This is a genomic window from Chitinimonas violaceus, from assembly GCF_052601015.1.
In genome coordinates, this window is sequence record NZ_JBQXDJ010000042.1 from 1 (window position 1) to 15,500 (window position 15,500).

Sequence of the window (15,500 nt, forward strand, 5' to 3'; positions counted from 1 at the left end):
TTGCCGAACTGAGCTAGGAGCTCGGCGGGAATTGCCGGCAATTCCACCGGCTTGGCTTTCGGTTTGCGAGGCATACATTCTCCTTGGGAGCATGATATGCCTTGAACACGAAATTACTGACAGACCCCTCTTCCGGGACCGTATCAAGGATCTGAAGAGAACGTAGCTTATGTAACCGTTCTGCTTCGTTAGGAGGGATGGCAGGAACTTGCATCGATCACGCCCACAAGTTATTCATAACATTCATTGTAGTAGGTCAGAAAGCGAGCAATACCTCCTACTGAATACAAGTCGTTAATTGTGATTTTCAACCACATTAACCATAAGAACCTGTTCAAAGTCTTCTACGCGTCAGCGATACAGCGTTGAAAAAATCAGAAATGTGCACCCGTACGGCTCAAACAACCAGGGTGCACATTGTGTCACTACAGATCAGCTATCCCACTTCTTTACCAGTTTTTCCAATTCACCTTTCTTCTCCAGCTCAAGCAGCGCCTTATTAAACTTCTCTACAGTTTCCGCCGGCACATGTTTGCCAAACATCATGTAGAACATGGCGGAATCCATCACGGCAGGCAGTATCTTGAACTTTCCAGGATAGGCTTTGAGCTCACCCACAAAACCTGGGCTACGGTAGTAATAGAAACGACCGCGCTTGGCTTCGAGCTTGACCAGATTATCGACATTCGTCTTTCCGCCAGAGTCGATCACCAGTCCACCCACCGCCTCCAGGGTTTTCAATGCGCCACTACCAAAGTTGACCAGGATGACACCATCGGGCCCAAGCTTCTTCACATCGGCCCAGTTGCTTATCTTAACGTCATCATCTGCCCTTACCGCCAGCATCCATTTCACCGGAAACAACGCAGTCGCAGGGAACTGAAACTTGGCTTCACGTGTCTTGTTTTTCTGAAGGCCACAACCTGCATCAAGCTCGCCACTTTCCACGTTGGATTCGATGCGAGCCAAAGGTTGCCACTGCTGATCGCCAACAAATTTCAGGCTGGGGTCAACTTTTTCAACTGCCCTCATAATATCGACGCAGATGCCAACTGCTGCGCTGCCTTCCTTGATGTATTTGGGCTCGGAATCAATTTGTGCCGCTGTTTTGATTTCTGCATACGCCATCTGCAAAATAAGCACAGGCAGGCAAAGCGCCAGCCTGCTCAGCCAAGTAGTCATCGTAATTCCTTAATGATGTTGAACACGATAAATCATAGATGCTAAAAATCGTCTTTCTCGACCGCGCCAGCTTACCTGTCGCAATACGGCCACCTGTGTTACCCCACCACTGGATTGAGTTTGATGCAACCTCGCCGGAGGAAGTCGTTTCCCGGTGTGCCGAGGCCGATGTGGTCATCAGCAATAAAGTTGTTCTCAACGCTGCGGCTATCGCTGCCCTGCCCCAACTCAAGCTCGTAGCCATTGCCGCCACAGGCGTCAACAATGTCGACCTATCCGCAGCCCTTGCTCGCGACATCGCGGTTTGCAATATTCGTGGTTATGCCGACGCTACAGTTCCCGAACACGCACTGGCTTTGATGCTGGCTCTGCTGCGCAATCTGCCAGCCTACCAACGAGATATGGCCGTTGGAAAATGGCAGCAATCGCCCCACTTCTGCCATTTCGGTGCACCAATACGCGATCTGAACGGCCGTACATTGTTGATTATCGGCGCAGGTTCATTGGGACAAGGAACCGCCAAGCTCGCGCGCGCTTTTGGCATGCAGGTACTGTTTGCGGAGCACAAAGGCGCGAAAGCAGTGCGCGATGGCTATGTGGATTTCCAAACCGGGCTGGAGCAGGCCGATATTGTCAGCCTTCATTGCCCACTTACTGCCGAGACCAAGGGCCTGATCAGCACTGCTGAATTAGCTTGGATGAAGCACGATGCCGTACTGATCAACACCGCGCGTGGCGGCATTATCGATGAAGTGGCACTGCTAGCAGCGTTGCAGGCCGGCAAGCTGGGTGGTGCGGGCATCGACGTATTGCATGAAGAGCCACCTAGCCAGGGCAACCCTTTGCTGGAGGCTAATCTGCCCAATCTGATCATCACCCCGCACGTGGGCTGGGCAAGCTTCGAGGCGATGAGCCAGCTGGCTGAGCAATTAATTGGGAATATTGAGGCGTGGGCAGAGGGTACGCCACGCAATCTGCTTTAAAACCTATCTAAAGTCTGCTGCGCGTCAGTGATGCGGCGTTGAAAACACCCTCGGAATGCTCATTTACCATAAGTAAACTCCGCTTCCTCGGCTGTTTTCGCCTTGCCTCCCTCTAGCTCGCGAGACTTTGGACAAGTTCACGATCTTACTGCGCAGCCGTGATCAGGGCTTATGTGCCGCTCGGAATCCTCATGTACCTAAGTACATTCCAGTTTCTGTGCTGCTCAAAATCCCTACAAGAGGATATCAAACTGTTTCAACGCAGATAGCGCGTCATCATTTTGGTGACTTCGCCGCGTTGTGTCAGTTCTGCAACCCCTGTATCCAGCTGCTTACGTAGCTCCTCAGCGCCGGATTTGCGGCGACTGATAGCGAAATGAAACTGCATCGGCATCTCTTCCGGCAGTGACCGGCTGACCAACGAAGTGGCAAGCATTTGTGCCTGCAGCTGAGGGTCCAGCCGGTACATGCTCTCTATGATCTCTTTCTTGTCGATGAACAGATCACAACGGCCCGCGTTCAGCTTACGGATCAACGAGGCATAATCCTTCGAGCCAGTATCAACCGCACTGCTGTCGAGGCCATAACCATCGAAGCTATAGCCGAGCAAACCACAAACCTTATGACGGTTTAAATCATCCAAGTTAACGATATCGATGCCTTTAGGATGCAGCTTGGTCGAGAAAAAATAGACACTGTGAACCGTGTAATAAGGCTCTGTAATGAAATAGGGTGCCGGATTGACTTGAGCTGTAGGCACGTTAAGCACAATATCCAGCGAGCCAGCTTCAACCAACCGTAAACAACGCTGCCATGGCAATACAGAGATGGTGGCTGGCTCCAACCCCGAACGTTTCAATGCTGCTTGCAATACATCGACACCCAAGCCACCCACTTCTTGCTTGGCTGCGCTATTGGGTTTGAGAAAACCAAAAGGTGGATTTGGCACATCAGATATACAGCCCCTGATCTCAGCCTTGACCGGAACCTGCAACGCCAAGAGAAACAGTGGGGTCAGCCAACAACGCATTTTGTACTCATACCCGTTAGTTATCGCAAACTACTTTGAACCGGTTCACGATCTTACTGCGCAGCTGTGGCCAGAGCTTATGTGCTGCTCGAAAGCCTCATATACGAACGTACATTCCGGTTTCGGCGCTGCGCTTCACCCTACTGACGACTTCCGCAGAACTGTTCGTGAACAGACCCCCAGGACCATACTGCGTGCAAAAGGGCCGCGAAAGTCGGGAAAGCGCTCACACTCACTACAACTGGGGTTCCATCAGCATTAGGCCGCACATAGCAAACTACGTGCGTCTCTCATACACAATAAACCACCAGCAGTAAGCTGCTCACAGCAGAGCCAAATGGTGTAACTGGATAGCTAAATCGGGTTGTTCTATTTGAAAACGGCCTGGTTCAATCAGTAACTGGCAACCACCCTCACGCTACTGTCCACCTCACTTTTCTCGATATAACCGATGCTATTCGGATTGGTGGCGACGAAACCCTTTACCTCAGTACTATTCGCCAATTCTTTCGGTGCAATAGCCTTACCGGTGAACTGCATCCGGGCGCGATTCGCCCGCACGGCAGTTACACTTTTATTCAGGATTCGGGTGCTGAATTCCTCGCGCAGAGGGCCATCACGCAGTTCGACCGGGGTAACCAGCTTGCCATTGGGAAAGCTACTGCTCTTACCCAGGAAGAGCTGGACAATTTCATCTCGAGACAGTTTATCCACCCCCGCCTGAGGATGAACAATGATTGCGATATCGGCAGCCTGTACCGCGCCAATCAGACACCCAAGGAGGGCATAATGACGAATATGCATAATGCCCCCTTAGTAAATAAAGTCCACAACCAAGCTGTAGACTTTGACCGATTTGCCATTGGCAGGCGCCAATAACCAGCTGGTACGCCCTTTTTCGGTTTTGATGTAATCGAATTGAGCCTTCAGAGCGACATTGCGGTAGGCATCCCAGCGTGCACCAAGGCTGGTCGTATTTTGCGTCGCAACACCACTTAGGTTGCCAAGCGTCGTCTTGAGCCCTTCTAGTGCCTGATTGGGTGCAGGTAACATATCCGTGCTGTATATACCGCGGCCATTAACCGCTGCGTAGCTTACATAGGGCATGACTTTGCCAAAACGATGGCCCAATGTGGCATACCAGGCATGAGTGTTGCCAATGAAGCTATCCACCCGTCGCTGGGTCAGCTCCGTCTGAAATAGCCAGTTTGCATCTTCGTAGATCAGGCCCAGACCTGAAAACGTGGCCCGTTTGGCACGTGTTTCCAGAATATCAGCGGCCATACTCCAACTTTCCAAACCCGGTTGTTGCCCCACGCTGCGCATTGCATCAAACAAGCGCATAGTGTCAAGGTTAGCGCCGTCCATCGTTGTCTGCATATGGCCACCGCGAAACAGCCATGCACCATGTTCATAGCTTACATTCAAGCCATAAATCTTGCGTGAATCCACATCAAAGCCTGACCTTAGCTTGGCTGTGGTCTTACCGGCATAGGGCTGCAGCCGCAATGTACCGCCACCCCGGTTGAGGATCCAACTGGCATCAAGACCGTCGAAGTAGGATGTAGCAGCTTGCAAATAGACATCAATCGGTGGTCTGACCCAAGGTGAAGCGTAACCAACATTACGGGAATCGGAGATCAAGAACAGCGGCAATCCCATCCGACCGGCACGGAATGACCAAGCTTCATCAGCTTGATATTTGATATTCGCCCACTCCATCTCGGGCTTGAAATTACTCTCTCTATTCTTTTGCGCCAGCGCTTGCAGCGTAAGGCTAAGCGCGTCGTTCAGTCGGTAGTCCAGCTGGAGTGCAAAACATGAATCCACACTGAAATCAAAATCCTTGCGGGCACCGTTGCTCTGTCGCAATTCACGTACGAACTCACTCCCATCAGTATTGATCTTGACCGCCCCGATTGTTCCAAAACCAGACACGATCAGATCATCACCACCTGCCCAAACCTTGTTGAAACAGACCGATGCCAGAGCGACTGCCATTACTTTCCATTGCATCACACACATACTCCTGGCCTTTCAGCACCTTGTTTACGGTTTGGCTGAGCTCTGACTGACAATGCCTTCGCTCGTTTTCTGTAATTTGAAACGACGCAACTACCCCATTACAGCAGCCCTCTCCGAAGCTTAATTGTCTTTGCCGAAGGTATTGCACTGTCCAGGGGCACCGCTATCCATACCAACCTTGAACCAGTGCATACGTTGCTCGGAGCTGCCATGGGTAAAGGCATCGGGCACCACCTGCTGGTTGGCACCACGCATCAGGCTGTCATCACCCACAGCACTTGCGGCTTTGATGGCTTCCTCCATATCACCCGGTTCAAGCAAACCCGCTTTGGCGGCTGCATGCGCCCATACGCCGGCGTAGCAGTCGGCCTGTAGCTCCAACTTCACGCTGAGGGCATTACCCATGACTTTGCTGGCACGTTGCTGCGCTTCATGGACCTTGGTACTGGTACCCAACAGGTTCTGGATATGGTGCCCAACTTCGTGGGCAATAACATAGGCTCGTGCAAAATCCCCTTGTGCACCGAGTTTATTCTGCAAGGCTGTCAGGAAATCCAGGTCGATGAACAGACGGGAATCGCCAGGGCAGTAGAAAGGGCCGATCGCACTTTGCGAATAACCGCAGGCAGTATCCACACCACCCCGGAACAGTACCAAGCGTGGCGGTTGGTAGCGTTGACCTTCACGCTGGAAAAGCGCGCCCCACACATCTTCGGTGCTGGCCAGTACCTTGCTGGCAAAAATTTTCTCCGGGTCGCGCGCATTCTGTACCTGCGTGTGCCGAGGCGCAGTTTGCTGGACCAGCCCTTCCCCACCTTGAACAAGGCGGATGGCGGTTGAAAAATCCAGACCTGTGAAATAGCTGAGCCCACCCGCGATGATCAACCCGACGATGCCTAGCCGGCCGACGCCAAAACCACCACCGCCCCCGCTCTGGCCGCGTAGATCATCGACATTATCACTTTCACGTTGGTCATCCAGACGCATAGCTAACTCCTTTGGTCCTGTTCATCATCGACGACAGGCAACCACTCAACTGATGTATTCAACGGTAATGCATGGGAGAAATAATGTAATACCGGCAGGCGTAAGAACTTGTTCGCGCTCGAAAGGGCTGCAGCACCTAAACGGAGGTATATGAACTGTTAACGTGTTGCCGAGGCTATTGCAGCAGTGTACAAGCTCAACGCTCGACAGAGTGCGAGCAGACTCAAGGACCTGTTCAAAGCCTTCTGTGCGTCAGCAATATGATGCTGAACAGGTTCTGAAACGTATTAAGCACTACTGACATCAGGCTGTCAGCAGCTGACAAGCACACTAGGTGGCGAAAACCATTCCGGGCCCCCTATGTTGCACCCTTATCTAACTGCTGCGTCCCTTGTCGACCGGCGCATGCTGCAAGCCCGCGTAAAAAGTCCACATCAGCCATTCCGCCCGTTCCGCCAAGTCGAACTCGCGCAATTCCAGCCATTCGCGGATACAGCCAATCAAGAAACCATTCAGTGCAAACGCAGCCAGGTAGCAGTCAACATGGGCAGGGATCTGGCCCTTCTCCTGGGCAGCCCGCAAGATGGTGGCCAGCTGTTGCCGGCAGGTAGCAGCGCGCTCGGCCTCCTCGGCCATCACATCCGCCACCACATCGCTCAGCTCCGTCTTGAACAGCAGGATTTCAAACACGCGCATCGTGCTCGGGTCGCTAGCCACCCTGCTCAGGATGCGAGCTCCATCGCGGGCCATCTGCCCCAATGGGTCGTCGGTCGGATCGGCCAACTGGGCATCAAGCATGGCTTGCATCGGCAATGTCACGCGTTCGCACATGGCACTGAAGATATCGGTCTTGTTTTTGAAATGCCAATAGATCGCCCCACGCGTCATACCCGCATCACGCGCGATGTCGTCCAAAGTGGCGCGACTCACCCCTTTGTCATGGAAGACGCGTTCCGCCGCATCCAGCAACTGTTCGCGGGTTTCCGCTGCCTGTTCTTTCGTCTTTCTAGCCATTTTTCAATTTTATATTCCTGCCCTGGCATAAATATTAATAACCATAGCGTCAGCAGTGTTTACAAACATACGTGTATGTATCTAAAATCAGCGTCGAGGTCAAATCAGAGCAACTACTCAATGCTGCTCCGCTGACCGAAAAACCACGCTTTTCCATGGCCTGCTACCCAAATCATATGACCACGCCTGGTCTATGCTGGCCTTTTGGACGGCTCCCGTTTCCGGTCGCTTTTTCAGTTTGACTGCCCATTTTTTGAATCGCGAGGACCAAACAATATGCCCGCAGCTCGCTCTACCCAGTTCCACTCATACACCTTGCGCCTGGCCCCCGCACTGATTCTGGTCGGTCTTCTCGCCGCCTGTGGGAAGGACCAGCCCCACGGCGGTGGAGGCGGCATGCCGCCACCCATGGTGACTTATGAAGCCGTTACGGCACGTGATGTTCCTATCGACTTTGAGTATGTCGGCCAGGCAGCCGGCTCACGCGAAGTTGAAATCCGTGCCCGTGTGAACGGTATTGTCGACAAACGGCTTTACGAGGAAGGCGCCCGAGTCAAGGCCGGCCAAACTCTGTTCCGTATCGACCCAGCCCCATTTGCAGCTGCAGCCGCCGCAGCAGACGCCAATGTGGCAAGTGCCGACGCCGCGTTGAAGAAAGCCGAACGTGACTATGCCCGCCTCAAGCCGCTTATCGAGGCCAAGGCGGTCAGCCAGCAGGAATTCGACAATGCAGCGTCAGGGCTCGATATTGCGCGTGCAGCACTGAAGGCTGCCCAGGCTCAGGCCCGTAATACCAATATCGACCTTGGCTACACCGATGTGCGTGCACCAATCAGCGGTGTGGTTGGTCGCGCACTCAAGGTGGAAGGTGCACTAGCCAATGCCGCAGGTGACAGCCTCCTGGCCACCATGGCGCAGACCGACCCGATCCACGTCAATTTCGCCTTGTCCGAAGCCGACCGTGCCCATGTGCAAAGCGAAGTAGCCGCCGGTACCTTGAAATTGCCGGCAAGTGGCTACAGCGTGAAGCTCAAGACCAGCGACGGCCAATGGTTGAAGAACCCAGGCAAGCTCGACTTCAGCGACTACAAGGCCGATGAAACGACCGGCGCTTACGCCAGCCGTGCTGAGTTTTCCAATGCCGACAATTCCCTGACCCCCGGCCAGTTTGTACGTGTGCTATTGAGTGGTGCGCAACGGCCCAATGCCATTGCTGTACCGCAACGTGCAGTGCTCGATGGCCCGACCGGCAAGTTCGTCTACACGGTCGGTACCGGTAAGGATGGCAAACCTGCAGCAGTGCCCGCCCCAGTTGTTCCGGGCGAATGGGTACGGCTGGATGGCAAGGAACCTAATGGTTGGGTGATCAAGAAAGGTCTCAAGACAGGCGACAAGGTGATCGTGGATGGCATGGCCCGCATCTTCTTCCCCTTTGCGCCAGTGGTACCGATGACGGCTGAAGAAGCCGCCCAAGCTGCCGCCAAGCAAGCCGCCGGTACCGCCCCGGCTGCCAAGTAGTAATTACGGAGCAACGCATCTATGTTTTCACGCTTCTTTATCGACAGGCCCATCTTCGCCTTCGTGATCTCGATATTCATCGTGATCGCGGGTTTGGCGGCGATGCGTGCCCTGCCAATTGCGCAGTACCCTGAAATCGCCCCGCCGGTGGTGACCATCCGCGCCTTCTATCCAGGCGCGTCGGCCGAGACCATTGCCGAGACGGTGGCAGCACCCATCGAAAACGCCGTCACCGGTGTGGAAGGCATGATGTATATGTCCTCCACCTCTACATCGAATGGTGCGGTGGAAATCGCTATCACTTTCGAGATCGGTACTGATTCCGACCAGGCAGCGGTTAACGTCAACAATCGCGTCAAGCAAGCCGATGCACGTCTGCCCGAGGAAGTACGGCGACAGGGCGTATCGGTGGAAAAGGGTTCGTCCTCGTTCCTGCAGGTGCTGGCGTTCTACTCGCCTGAAAGTAAGTACACCGACCTTTACACTTCGAACTACATCACGCTCAACGTGTTGGATTCGATCAAGAAAATCCCAGGCACCACCGGTGTACAGATCTTTGGTGCGAAGGACTACGCCATGCGCGTTTGGCTCAAGCCGGACCGCATGAGCCAATTGAAGGTGACAGTACCGGAAGTAGCCGCCGCGCTGGCTGAGCAGAATGCCCAGTTCGCAGCGGGTAAGATCGGCCAGTCGCCCACCGGTGGCGGCCAGGAAATGGTTTACACCATTACCGCCAAAGGTCGTCTGAATTCCGAAGCCGAATTCGAAAACATCATCATCCGTTCCGACCCCAAAGGCAGTCAACTGCGCCTGAAGGACATCGCACGGGTGGAACTCGGCGCGAAAGACAACGACTTCAACGGTACCTACAACGGCAAACCTGCCGTGCTGATGGGTGTCTTCCTACAACCGGGTGCAAATGCGCTGGATGTGGGTAATGAGGTGAAGGCCACCATCTCCAAACTGTCCGAACGCTTCCCACAAGGCATGAGCTACGCCATTCCTTACGACACCACCCGCTTTGTGGAAGTGTCGATCCAGGAAGTGGTGAAGACCCTGGGCGAAGCGATGGTCCTGGTGTTCCTGGTGGTATTTCTGTTCCTGCAGAACTGGCGCGCGACGCTGATCCCGACTCTGGCTGTGCCTGTGTCGCTGATCGGTACCTTCGCCGGCCTGCACATGCTGGGCTACTCCATCAACACCCTTACCTTGTTCGGCATGGTATTGGCCATCGGTATCGTGGTGGACGATGCGATTGTGGTGCTCGAAAACGTCGAGCGCATCATGCACGAGGAACACCTCCCCGCGCGTGAAGCTGCCATCCGCGCCATGCAGGAAGTAACCGGACCGGTGGTTGCGATTGTGCTGGTGCTCTGCGCCGTGTTCGTGCCTATCGCATTCCTGGGTGGCCTGACTGGTGAGCTCTACCGCCAGTTCGCTGTCACGATCTCGATCGCCGTTGTGCTGTCAGGTATTGTGGCGCTGACCATGACACCCGCACTGTGCGTGTTGATGCTCAAGCGCGAACACAAGCAAACCGCCAAGTTCTTCCTGTGGTTCAACGACTGGTTCCACCGCATCACCGGCCACTACATCAAGGGTGTGACCTTCTTTATGAAGCGCTCCATCCTCGGTATCGTGCTGTTTGTCGGCATGGTGGCGGTGACAGCAGGTCTGTTCAAAATCACGCCAAGCTCGCTGGTGCCGGACGAAGACCAGGGTTACTACATCGGTGCGGTCTTCCTGCCTGATGGCGCATCGCTGGAACGTACTGACAAGGTTGTAGCTGAAGTCATCAAACAGATTCAGTCCAACCCTGCCAACGAACACGTCATGGCGTTCAGCGGCATGGACTTCATCGGTGGCGGCTTCAAGAACAACGCAGCGACCATCTTTGTTACCCAGAAGCATTGGGACGAACGTAACGTCAGTACCCAACAGCTGGTAGGTGAGCTGTTCATGAAAACCAGTACCATCAAGGAAGCCTTGGTACTGGCCTTCAACCCGCCCGCCATCTTCGGCTTGGGTAATACGGGTGGCTTCGAGGTTTATCTGCAGAACCGTGGTGAAGGTGGCACACGCAAGCTGGCTGAAGTCATGGGCCCATTGATTGGCGCATCACATGCCGACCCTGTGTTGGCCGGTGGGGGTGGCTTGCAAACCCTGTGGAAACCCAATGCGCCGCAGCTGTATGTAGATGTGGACCGCGACCGCGCCAAAGCGCTGGGTGTGCCCCTGAACGATGCCTTCAACACATTGGCCGGTACGCTGGGTACCTACTATGTGAACGACTTCAACAAGTATGGTCGTGCATGGCAGGTACTGATGAGCGCGGACAGCCAATACCGTAAGCGTCCTGAAGACATCGGCCGTCTGTTCGTCAAGAGCAATACCGGCAAGATGGTGCCGCTGTCGGCTTTCGCCAAGGTGGAATACAGCTCGGGTCCGGATACAGTGAATCGCTACAACAACTTGCCTGCTGTGAAGCTGTTGGGTAATGCCGGCCCTGGTTATTCGTCAGGCCAAGCGATTACCGCTTTCGAAAACCTGGCCAAGACCCTGCCTTCGGATGTGGACTTCGAATGGACCGGTTCTGCCTTCCAGGAGAAGAAAGTCAGCAGCGCTGCAGCGATTGCCCTCGTATTGGCCGCTATCATGGTGTTCCTGATTCTTGCCGCACAGTACGAAAAGTGGTCCCTGCCGTTCTCGGTGCTGCTCGCCATGCCATTCGGTATCTTCGGTGCGTTGGCGGCGGTGTACCTGCGTGGTTTCAACAATGACGTGTACTTCCAGATCGGTCTGGTGACCCTGCTCGGCCTTGCCGCCAAGAACGCCATCCTGATCGTGGAATTCGCGGTGATGAAGCACCATGAAGGCTACCCGGTGGCAGCCGCAGCTATCGAAGCAGCCCGCCTGCGCTTCCGTCCGATCATCATGACCTCGATGGCATTCATCCTGGGTGTGCTGCCGCTGGCGATCAGCCACGGTGCAGGTGCAGGCGCACGGACATCGGTAGGTACCGGTGTGGTTGGCGGCATGTTGGCAGCCACCTTCCTGGCCATCTTCTTCGTACCGCTGTTCTACAAGCTGATTACCGACCGTACCCTCAAGACGCCACCGGAGGAGTTGATCCCACCGAAGGCTGAAACCGAATACGGCATCGTTGAAGGAGAACATCACGATGGAAAGTAAACTGATGCGCCCTGCCCTGTTGGCGCTACTGGTGGCGGCAGGTCTGGCGGGTTGCGCCTCCTACACCCCACCGCCCAAGCTCGACCTGCCCACGCCGGAAGGCGTGACAGCACCGGCTGAGCTCGGGCAATGGTGGCAAAGCCTGAATGCTCCGGTTCTGAACGGGCTGATTGATGAGGCATTGCGGCATAACACCGATGTGCTGGTTGCCATGGAAAGCGTCGGCCAGTCACGCGCCACATTGCGCCAAGCCCAGGTAGCCCTGTTGCCTGATGTAAATGCCACGTTGAACGCCACACGGCGCAATCCAAGCGACCTTACCGGACAGCCGGGCAGGACGGGGGCAAGCACATCCTATACAGGTGGCTTGAGTGTGTCGTACGAGATCGACTTGTGGGGACGCGTCTGGAAAGCCAAAGACGCCGCGTTGGCGAACCTGCTGGCCAGCCAATACGCCCGTGAAGCCACTCGCAGCGCCGTAGCCGCGCAGACCGCGCGCAGTTACTTCACGCTGCTGGCTGCCGATGCAGAAATCGCATTGTTGACGCAGACGCTGAACACTCGAAACGAAGCCGTGTCCCTGGAGCAAAAACGCTTCAAGGCTGGGGCAATCGGCGAGTACGAACTGAAGCTATCAGAAGCGGAACAAGCAAGCATCGCGGCGGCCCTGCCACAAGTACTGGCTGCGCGCGAAAAAGCCGAAGCCGCATTGGCAGTACTGCTCGGCCGTAGCCCCAAGGAAATCATCGAAGGGCATATCGAACGCGGCAATGGTCTGACTGTATTGGCCGAAGCGCCGGAGATTCCCGCTGGCCTGCCAGCTGATCTGTTGACACGACGGCCTGATGTGCGCCGTGCCGAAGCCCAGCTGGCGGTTGCCGATGCCAGCCTTGCGGAAACGCGCAGGCGCTACTTCCCCAACCTGACCCTGACAGGGTTCCTGGGTGGTGAAAGTCCCTCGCTGAGCGATCTGTTCAATGCCCCGGCACGTACCTGGAACATCGCCGGCCAGCTTTTACAGCCCATCGTCGGTATGGCCAACATCGATGCCCAGGTAGAAGCAGCCAAAGCCAGTCGCAACCAGGCTGAACTTGCGTATGCCCAGGCAGCCCGATCGGCCTATGCCGATGTGCGTTCCGCTCTGGCCGCGCATAGTGCAGCGCGCGATACGCTGGTCGCCACCGAAACCCGCGTCAAAGCACAGACCAAGGTCAAGGAACTGGCTGATATCCGCTACAAAGCCGGTGTCAGCAGTTATCTGGATCAGCTGAATGCCGAACGCGACCGGCTGGGCGCAGAGCGCGATCGGGTCAGCGCCCTGCAAGGCCGCCTCAACGCCTTGGTGGATGTTTACCAATCGCTGGGTGGTGGTTGGCAACAACAGGATATCGCCAGCACCAAATAAGATGGCTGCCACTAACTCACCGTTTCAAACAGTGGGTTAGTGGGCGTTACAATTCAGGCTCAGATCATCGAGCCTGTTTTCTATCCGCCCCGCCGCAATCAATAAGGTAAGATCATCCTTACTTGTTCATCTACTGGTGAATGTCCCGCTCACAATCCACACCACCACCAAGGCATAAAATATGCGCGGGAACCACTCTACGCATTGAAGCTGAAAATGGTTGATTGCTGTCGTTTCCATATTAACGTGACGCCATAACATCTCCGACAAGGCGCCGCTGACTTCTCCAGTTTGCACAAATGGAATAAGAATGTCGTGATTCAGATACGGCACTCCCGCAAGCGCTTGTGACAGCGATGCACCCGATTGCATCTTGGTCAGGATATTGCCAAATGCAGGCTGCATAATGGGGTTGTCGATGCTTTCCACCGCAATTGGCAAGGCATCAAACATTGGCACACCCGCTTCGAGCAATAGCGCCAGACTTTCAAAAAAGTCCCTGGCTTTGCGCCGGACATGCAACACCGGCAAGCCCATCAGCATCTTACAAATCGCACTGCGCACCGGACTTGGCTCGCCCCGCTGCAGCCAAAACGACAATTTTTTCGCCAGAAATGCAAGGGCTGCCAAACCGAGCAAGACGGATAACATCTGCATAAATTAACCGGTGACGCTGATTGCCCCGGAGAACAACGCAGGTAAGGGTTGAATCAATAGTGCCGCAAACAGCATCAGTACCGGCATCGCCATGCGGGCGCGGATTTGTTGCATGTGCTGCACCTTGGTCACGTAGTTATCCCTCAAGCGGCGATAGGTAGGCGCCGGGCTGCCTGCCGCTAGCGCAACCTTGAGCAACGATGCTTCCAGGGGGGTAAACAACCCGTTGCGCTGGCCGGCAAAAGCAGGGTCAACACCCCGTGCCAGCATTTTGCGAGTGCTATCCAAGCGTACTTGGTAAGCGGGGGGTACTTGCAATAAGCCATATGCCTTCAAGGCTGGGACACCGGCCCGCTCCATCTCTGCCAAATTCAAAAACAACTCAGCGCGAACCCGATATGGCATGGGCGCATAAAACGCAGTGGTCATTGAATACGCCTTAATCAATATTTCGGCGATTGTAGCAACACCCTATGACATTAGAGATTGTTGGGTTGCATGGCCTTTGACAATGCCATGCAACCCGTTTCAATCCGCTAAAGATTTGCTCAACAGCTGCTGCGTGTCAGCGATACAGCGCCTGAGACAAATAGGCCTGATGGGCGCGCTCTGACTGAAGCGCTATTGATGGTTGTTTCAGAATGGGTATCGTGACTGCTGCGTCGACGTTTTCTTTCCGCAGGTCAGCCAGCAGGATAGGCTTGCCCTATAAAAACCGCCGGTTGATGAAACTGGCGGTTTTTTAATTTGGCATACACCGAAACCTATAGCAACGTAAGCAGCCCTCCTTCAGTCCGCGTGCAAAATTCATCCACCGGTGCCATCATCCATTTCGCTAAATTGCAGGCGATGTACCTTCCGCGTTGAAGTTCGCCGCCAATTTCGTAGAACCGTCTAACGTCTCGCGAGCTCGAGTCAGACGAAGCAAAAACAACCGAGGAAGCGCAGTTTACGATCGGTAAATAAACATTCTGAGGGTGTTTTCAACGCCGTATTGCTGATACACAGCAGACTTAAGACAGGTTCTGAACGACAACTCGCCACTGGAAGGAAAACGTGAGTATCCGCGTTTAGCAATCAAACTCATGTTGTGACAACGTTACCCATTACATTAACGAAAGTACTTTTCCGATGCGCCTTCTTATTGCCTTTATCCTGCCCTGGCTGACGTTCTTCACGATTGGAAAGCCAATTTCCGGCATCATCTGCCTGATACTGCAATTAACCCTTATTGGCTGGATCCCCGCCACGATCTGGGCGGTATATGCGCTGAGTCAGTACAAGACAGATCAGAAAATCGAGAAGGCACTCGGGCAGTAATCTATTGCTGTCGACGCCGTATTTGAACTGTTAAGTGGGTGGTGTTGGGATGGGTAGCAGACTTGGGATCAGTTCTTAGCAAGCTGTTCACCTGAGCTGACACACCAAAATCCCATATCCAACCCACATAGATGAAAACCCGCCAAGCTGGACGCTAAGCGGGTTGTTTTACCTCGGTAATTCAGAT

At 54.5% G+C, this 15,500-nt stretch carries 13 protein-coding genes; 5 read left to right on the forward strand and 8 right to left on the reverse strand.

What is annotated here, in order from left to right:
* Window positions 1-432 precede the first annotated feature (432 nt).
* Window positions 433-1,182 (reverse strand): substrate-binding periplasmic protein, encoded by a 750-nt coding sequence (locus ACUHMQ_RS13935; RefSeq protein ID WP_445296067.1) that lies wholly within the window; start codon window positions 1,180-1,182, stop codon window positions 433-435.
* A gap of 38 nt (window positions 1,183-1,220) precedes the next feature.
* On the opposite strand from ACUHMQ_RS13935, the gene ACUHMQ_RS13940 reads away from it, so the two are divergent.
* Window positions 1,221-2,165, forward strand: coding sequence for a D-2-hydroxyacid dehydrogenase (locus ACUHMQ_RS13940; protein ID WP_445296068.1), 945 nt, complete (start codon window positions 1,221-1,223; stop codon window positions 2,163-2,165).
* 256 nt (window positions 2,166-2,421) lie between these two features.
* On the opposite strand, the gene ACUHMQ_RS13945 is transcribed toward ACUHMQ_RS13940, so the two are convergent.
* The 5 genes from ACUHMQ_RS13945 to ACUHMQ_RS13965 form a co-directional block, all read right to left on the reverse strand.
* Window positions 2,422-3,195 carry a substrate-binding periplasmic protein gene (locus ACUHMQ_RS13945; RefSeq protein ID WP_445296069.1) on the reverse strand — a complete coding sequence of 258 codons (774 nt, stop codon included), beginning with the start codon at window positions 3,193-3,195 and terminating at the stop codon, window positions 2,422-2,424.
* A 393-nt stretch (window positions 3,196-3,588) separates the two neighbouring features.
* Complete coding sequence (locus ACUHMQ_RS13950) at window positions 3,589-3,999, reverse strand: hypothetical protein (protein WP_445296070.1); 411 nt, start codon at window positions 3,997-3,999, stop codon at window positions 3,589-3,591.
* 9 nt (window positions 4,000-4,008) lie between these two features.
* On the reverse strand, window positions 4,009-5,211 hold the full coding sequence (locus tag ACUHMQ_RS13955; RefSeq protein ID WP_445296071.1) for a hypothetical protein: 1,203 nt from the start codon (window positions 5,209-5,211) through the stop codon (window positions 4,009-4,011).
* A 129-nt stretch (window positions 5,212-5,340) separates the two neighbouring features.
* Window positions 5,341-6,207 (reverse strand): KPN_02809 family neutral zinc metallopeptidase, encoded by an 867-nt coding sequence (gene ypfJ, locus ACUHMQ_RS13960; RefSeq protein WP_445296072.1) that lies wholly within the window; start codon window positions 6,205-6,207, stop codon window positions 5,341-5,343.
* A 375-nt stretch (window positions 6,208-6,582) separates the two neighbouring features.
* On the reverse strand, window positions 6,583-7,221 hold the full coding sequence (locus tag ACUHMQ_RS13965) for a TetR family transcriptional regulator (protein ID WP_445296073.1): 639 nt from the start codon (window positions 7,219-7,221) through the stop codon (window positions 6,583-6,585).
* A 276-nt stretch (window positions 7,222-7,497) separates the two neighbouring features.
* On the opposite strand from ACUHMQ_RS13965, the gene ACUHMQ_RS13970 reads away from it, so the two are divergent.
* Genes ACUHMQ_RS13970 through ACUHMQ_RS13980 form a run of 3 tightly spaced genes read left to right on the forward strand, consistent with a single transcriptional unit; the run spans window position 7,498 to window position 13,336 of the window.
* Window positions 7,498-8,739, forward strand: coding sequence for an efflux RND transporter periplasmic adaptor subunit (locus ACUHMQ_RS13970; RefSeq protein ID WP_445296074.1), 1,242 nt, complete (start codon window positions 7,498-7,500; stop codon window positions 8,737-8,739).
* A gap of 21 nt (window positions 8,740-8,760) precedes the next feature.
* On the forward strand, window positions 8,761-11,931 hold the full coding sequence (locus tag ACUHMQ_RS13975) for an efflux RND transporter permease subunit (protein ID WP_445296075.1): 3,171 nt from the start codon (window positions 8,761-8,763) through the stop codon (window positions 11,929-11,931).
* Entirely contained in the window at window positions 11,921-13,336 is a 1,416-nt protein-coding gene (locus ACUHMQ_RS13980; RefSeq protein ID WP_445296076.1) for an efflux transporter outer membrane subunit, read from the forward strand. The genes ACUHMQ_RS13975 and ACUHMQ_RS13980 overlap by 11 nt, the downstream gene beginning before the upstream one ends.
* A gap of 126 nt (window positions 13,337-13,462) precedes the next feature.
* On the opposite strand, the gene ACUHMQ_RS13985 is transcribed toward ACUHMQ_RS13980, so the two are convergent.
* Together ACUHMQ_RS13985 and ACUHMQ_RS13990 are read right to left on the reverse strand one after the other, a co-directional pair.
* Window positions 13,463-13,975 (reverse strand): type II secretion system F family protein, encoded by a 513-nt coding sequence (locus ACUHMQ_RS13985; protein ID WP_445296077.1) that lies wholly within the window; start codon window positions 13,973-13,975, stop codon window positions 13,463-13,465.
* A 21-nt stretch (window positions 13,976-13,996) separates the two neighbouring features.
* The gene (locus ACUHMQ_RS13990; protein ID WP_445296078.1) at window positions 13,997-14,422 is read right to left on the reverse strand and encodes a type II secretion system F family protein; all 426 of its coding nucleotides are present in this window, start codon (window positions 14,420-14,422) and stop codon (window positions 13,997-13,999) included.
* Window positions 14,423-15,124: 702 nt separating this feature from the next.
* Here ACUHMQ_RS13990 and ACUHMQ_RS13995 point away from each other — a divergent pair.
* The gene (locus ACUHMQ_RS13995; RefSeq protein ID WP_445296079.1) at window positions 15,125-15,313 is read left to right on the forward strand and encodes a YqaE/Pmp3 family membrane protein; all 189 of its coding nucleotides are present in this window, start codon (window positions 15,125-15,127) and stop codon (window positions 15,311-15,313) included.
* Window positions 15,314-15,500 lie beyond the last annotated feature (187 nt).

Coding starts and splice junctions, on each gene's coding strand:
- ACUHMQ_RS13935 (WP_445296067.1), bottom strand. CDS start 1,182: ATGACTACTTGGCTGAGCAGGCTGGCGCTTTGCCTGCCTGTGCTTATT.
- ACUHMQ_RS13940 (WP_445296068.1), top strand. CDS start 1,221: ATGCTAAAAATCGTCTTTCTCGACCGCGCCAGCTTACCTGTCGCAATA.
- ACUHMQ_RS13945 (WP_445296069.1), bottom strand. CDS start 3,195: ATGCGTTGTTGGCTGACCCCACTGTTTCTCTTGGCGTTGCAGGTTCCG.
- ACUHMQ_RS13950 (WP_445296070.1), bottom strand. CDS start 3,999: ATGCATATTCGTCATTATGCCCTCCTTGGGTGTCTGATTGGCGCGGTA.
- ACUHMQ_RS13955 (WP_445296071.1), bottom strand. CDS start 5,211: ATGCAATGGAAAGTAATGGCAGTCGCTCTGGCATCGGTCTGTTTCAAC.
- ypfJ (WP_445296072.1), bottom strand. CDS start 6,207: ATGCGTCTGGATGACCAACGTGAAAGTGATAATGTCGATGATCTACGC.
- ACUHMQ_RS13965 (WP_445296073.1), bottom strand. CDS start 7,221: ATGGCTAGAAAGACGAAAGAACAGGCAGCGGAAACCCGCGAACAGTTG.
- ACUHMQ_RS13970 (WP_445296074.1), top strand. CDS start 7,498: ATGCCCGCAGCTCGCTCTACCCAGTTCCACTCATACACCTTGCGCCTG.
- ACUHMQ_RS13975 (WP_445296075.1), top strand. CDS start 8,761: ATGTTTTCACGCTTCTTTATCGACAGGCCCATCTTCGCCTTCGTGATC.
- ACUHMQ_RS13980 (WP_445296076.1), top strand. CDS start 11,921: ATGGAAAGTAAACTGATGCGCCCTGCCCTGTTGGCGCTACTGGTGGCG.
- ACUHMQ_RS13990 (WP_445296078.1), bottom strand. CDS start 14,422: ATGACCACTGCGTTTTATGCGCCCATGCCATATCGGGTTCGCGCTGAG.
- ACUHMQ_RS13995 (WP_445296079.1), top strand. CDS start 15,125: ATGCGCCTTCTTATTGCCTTTATCCTGCCCTGGCTGACGTTCTTCACG.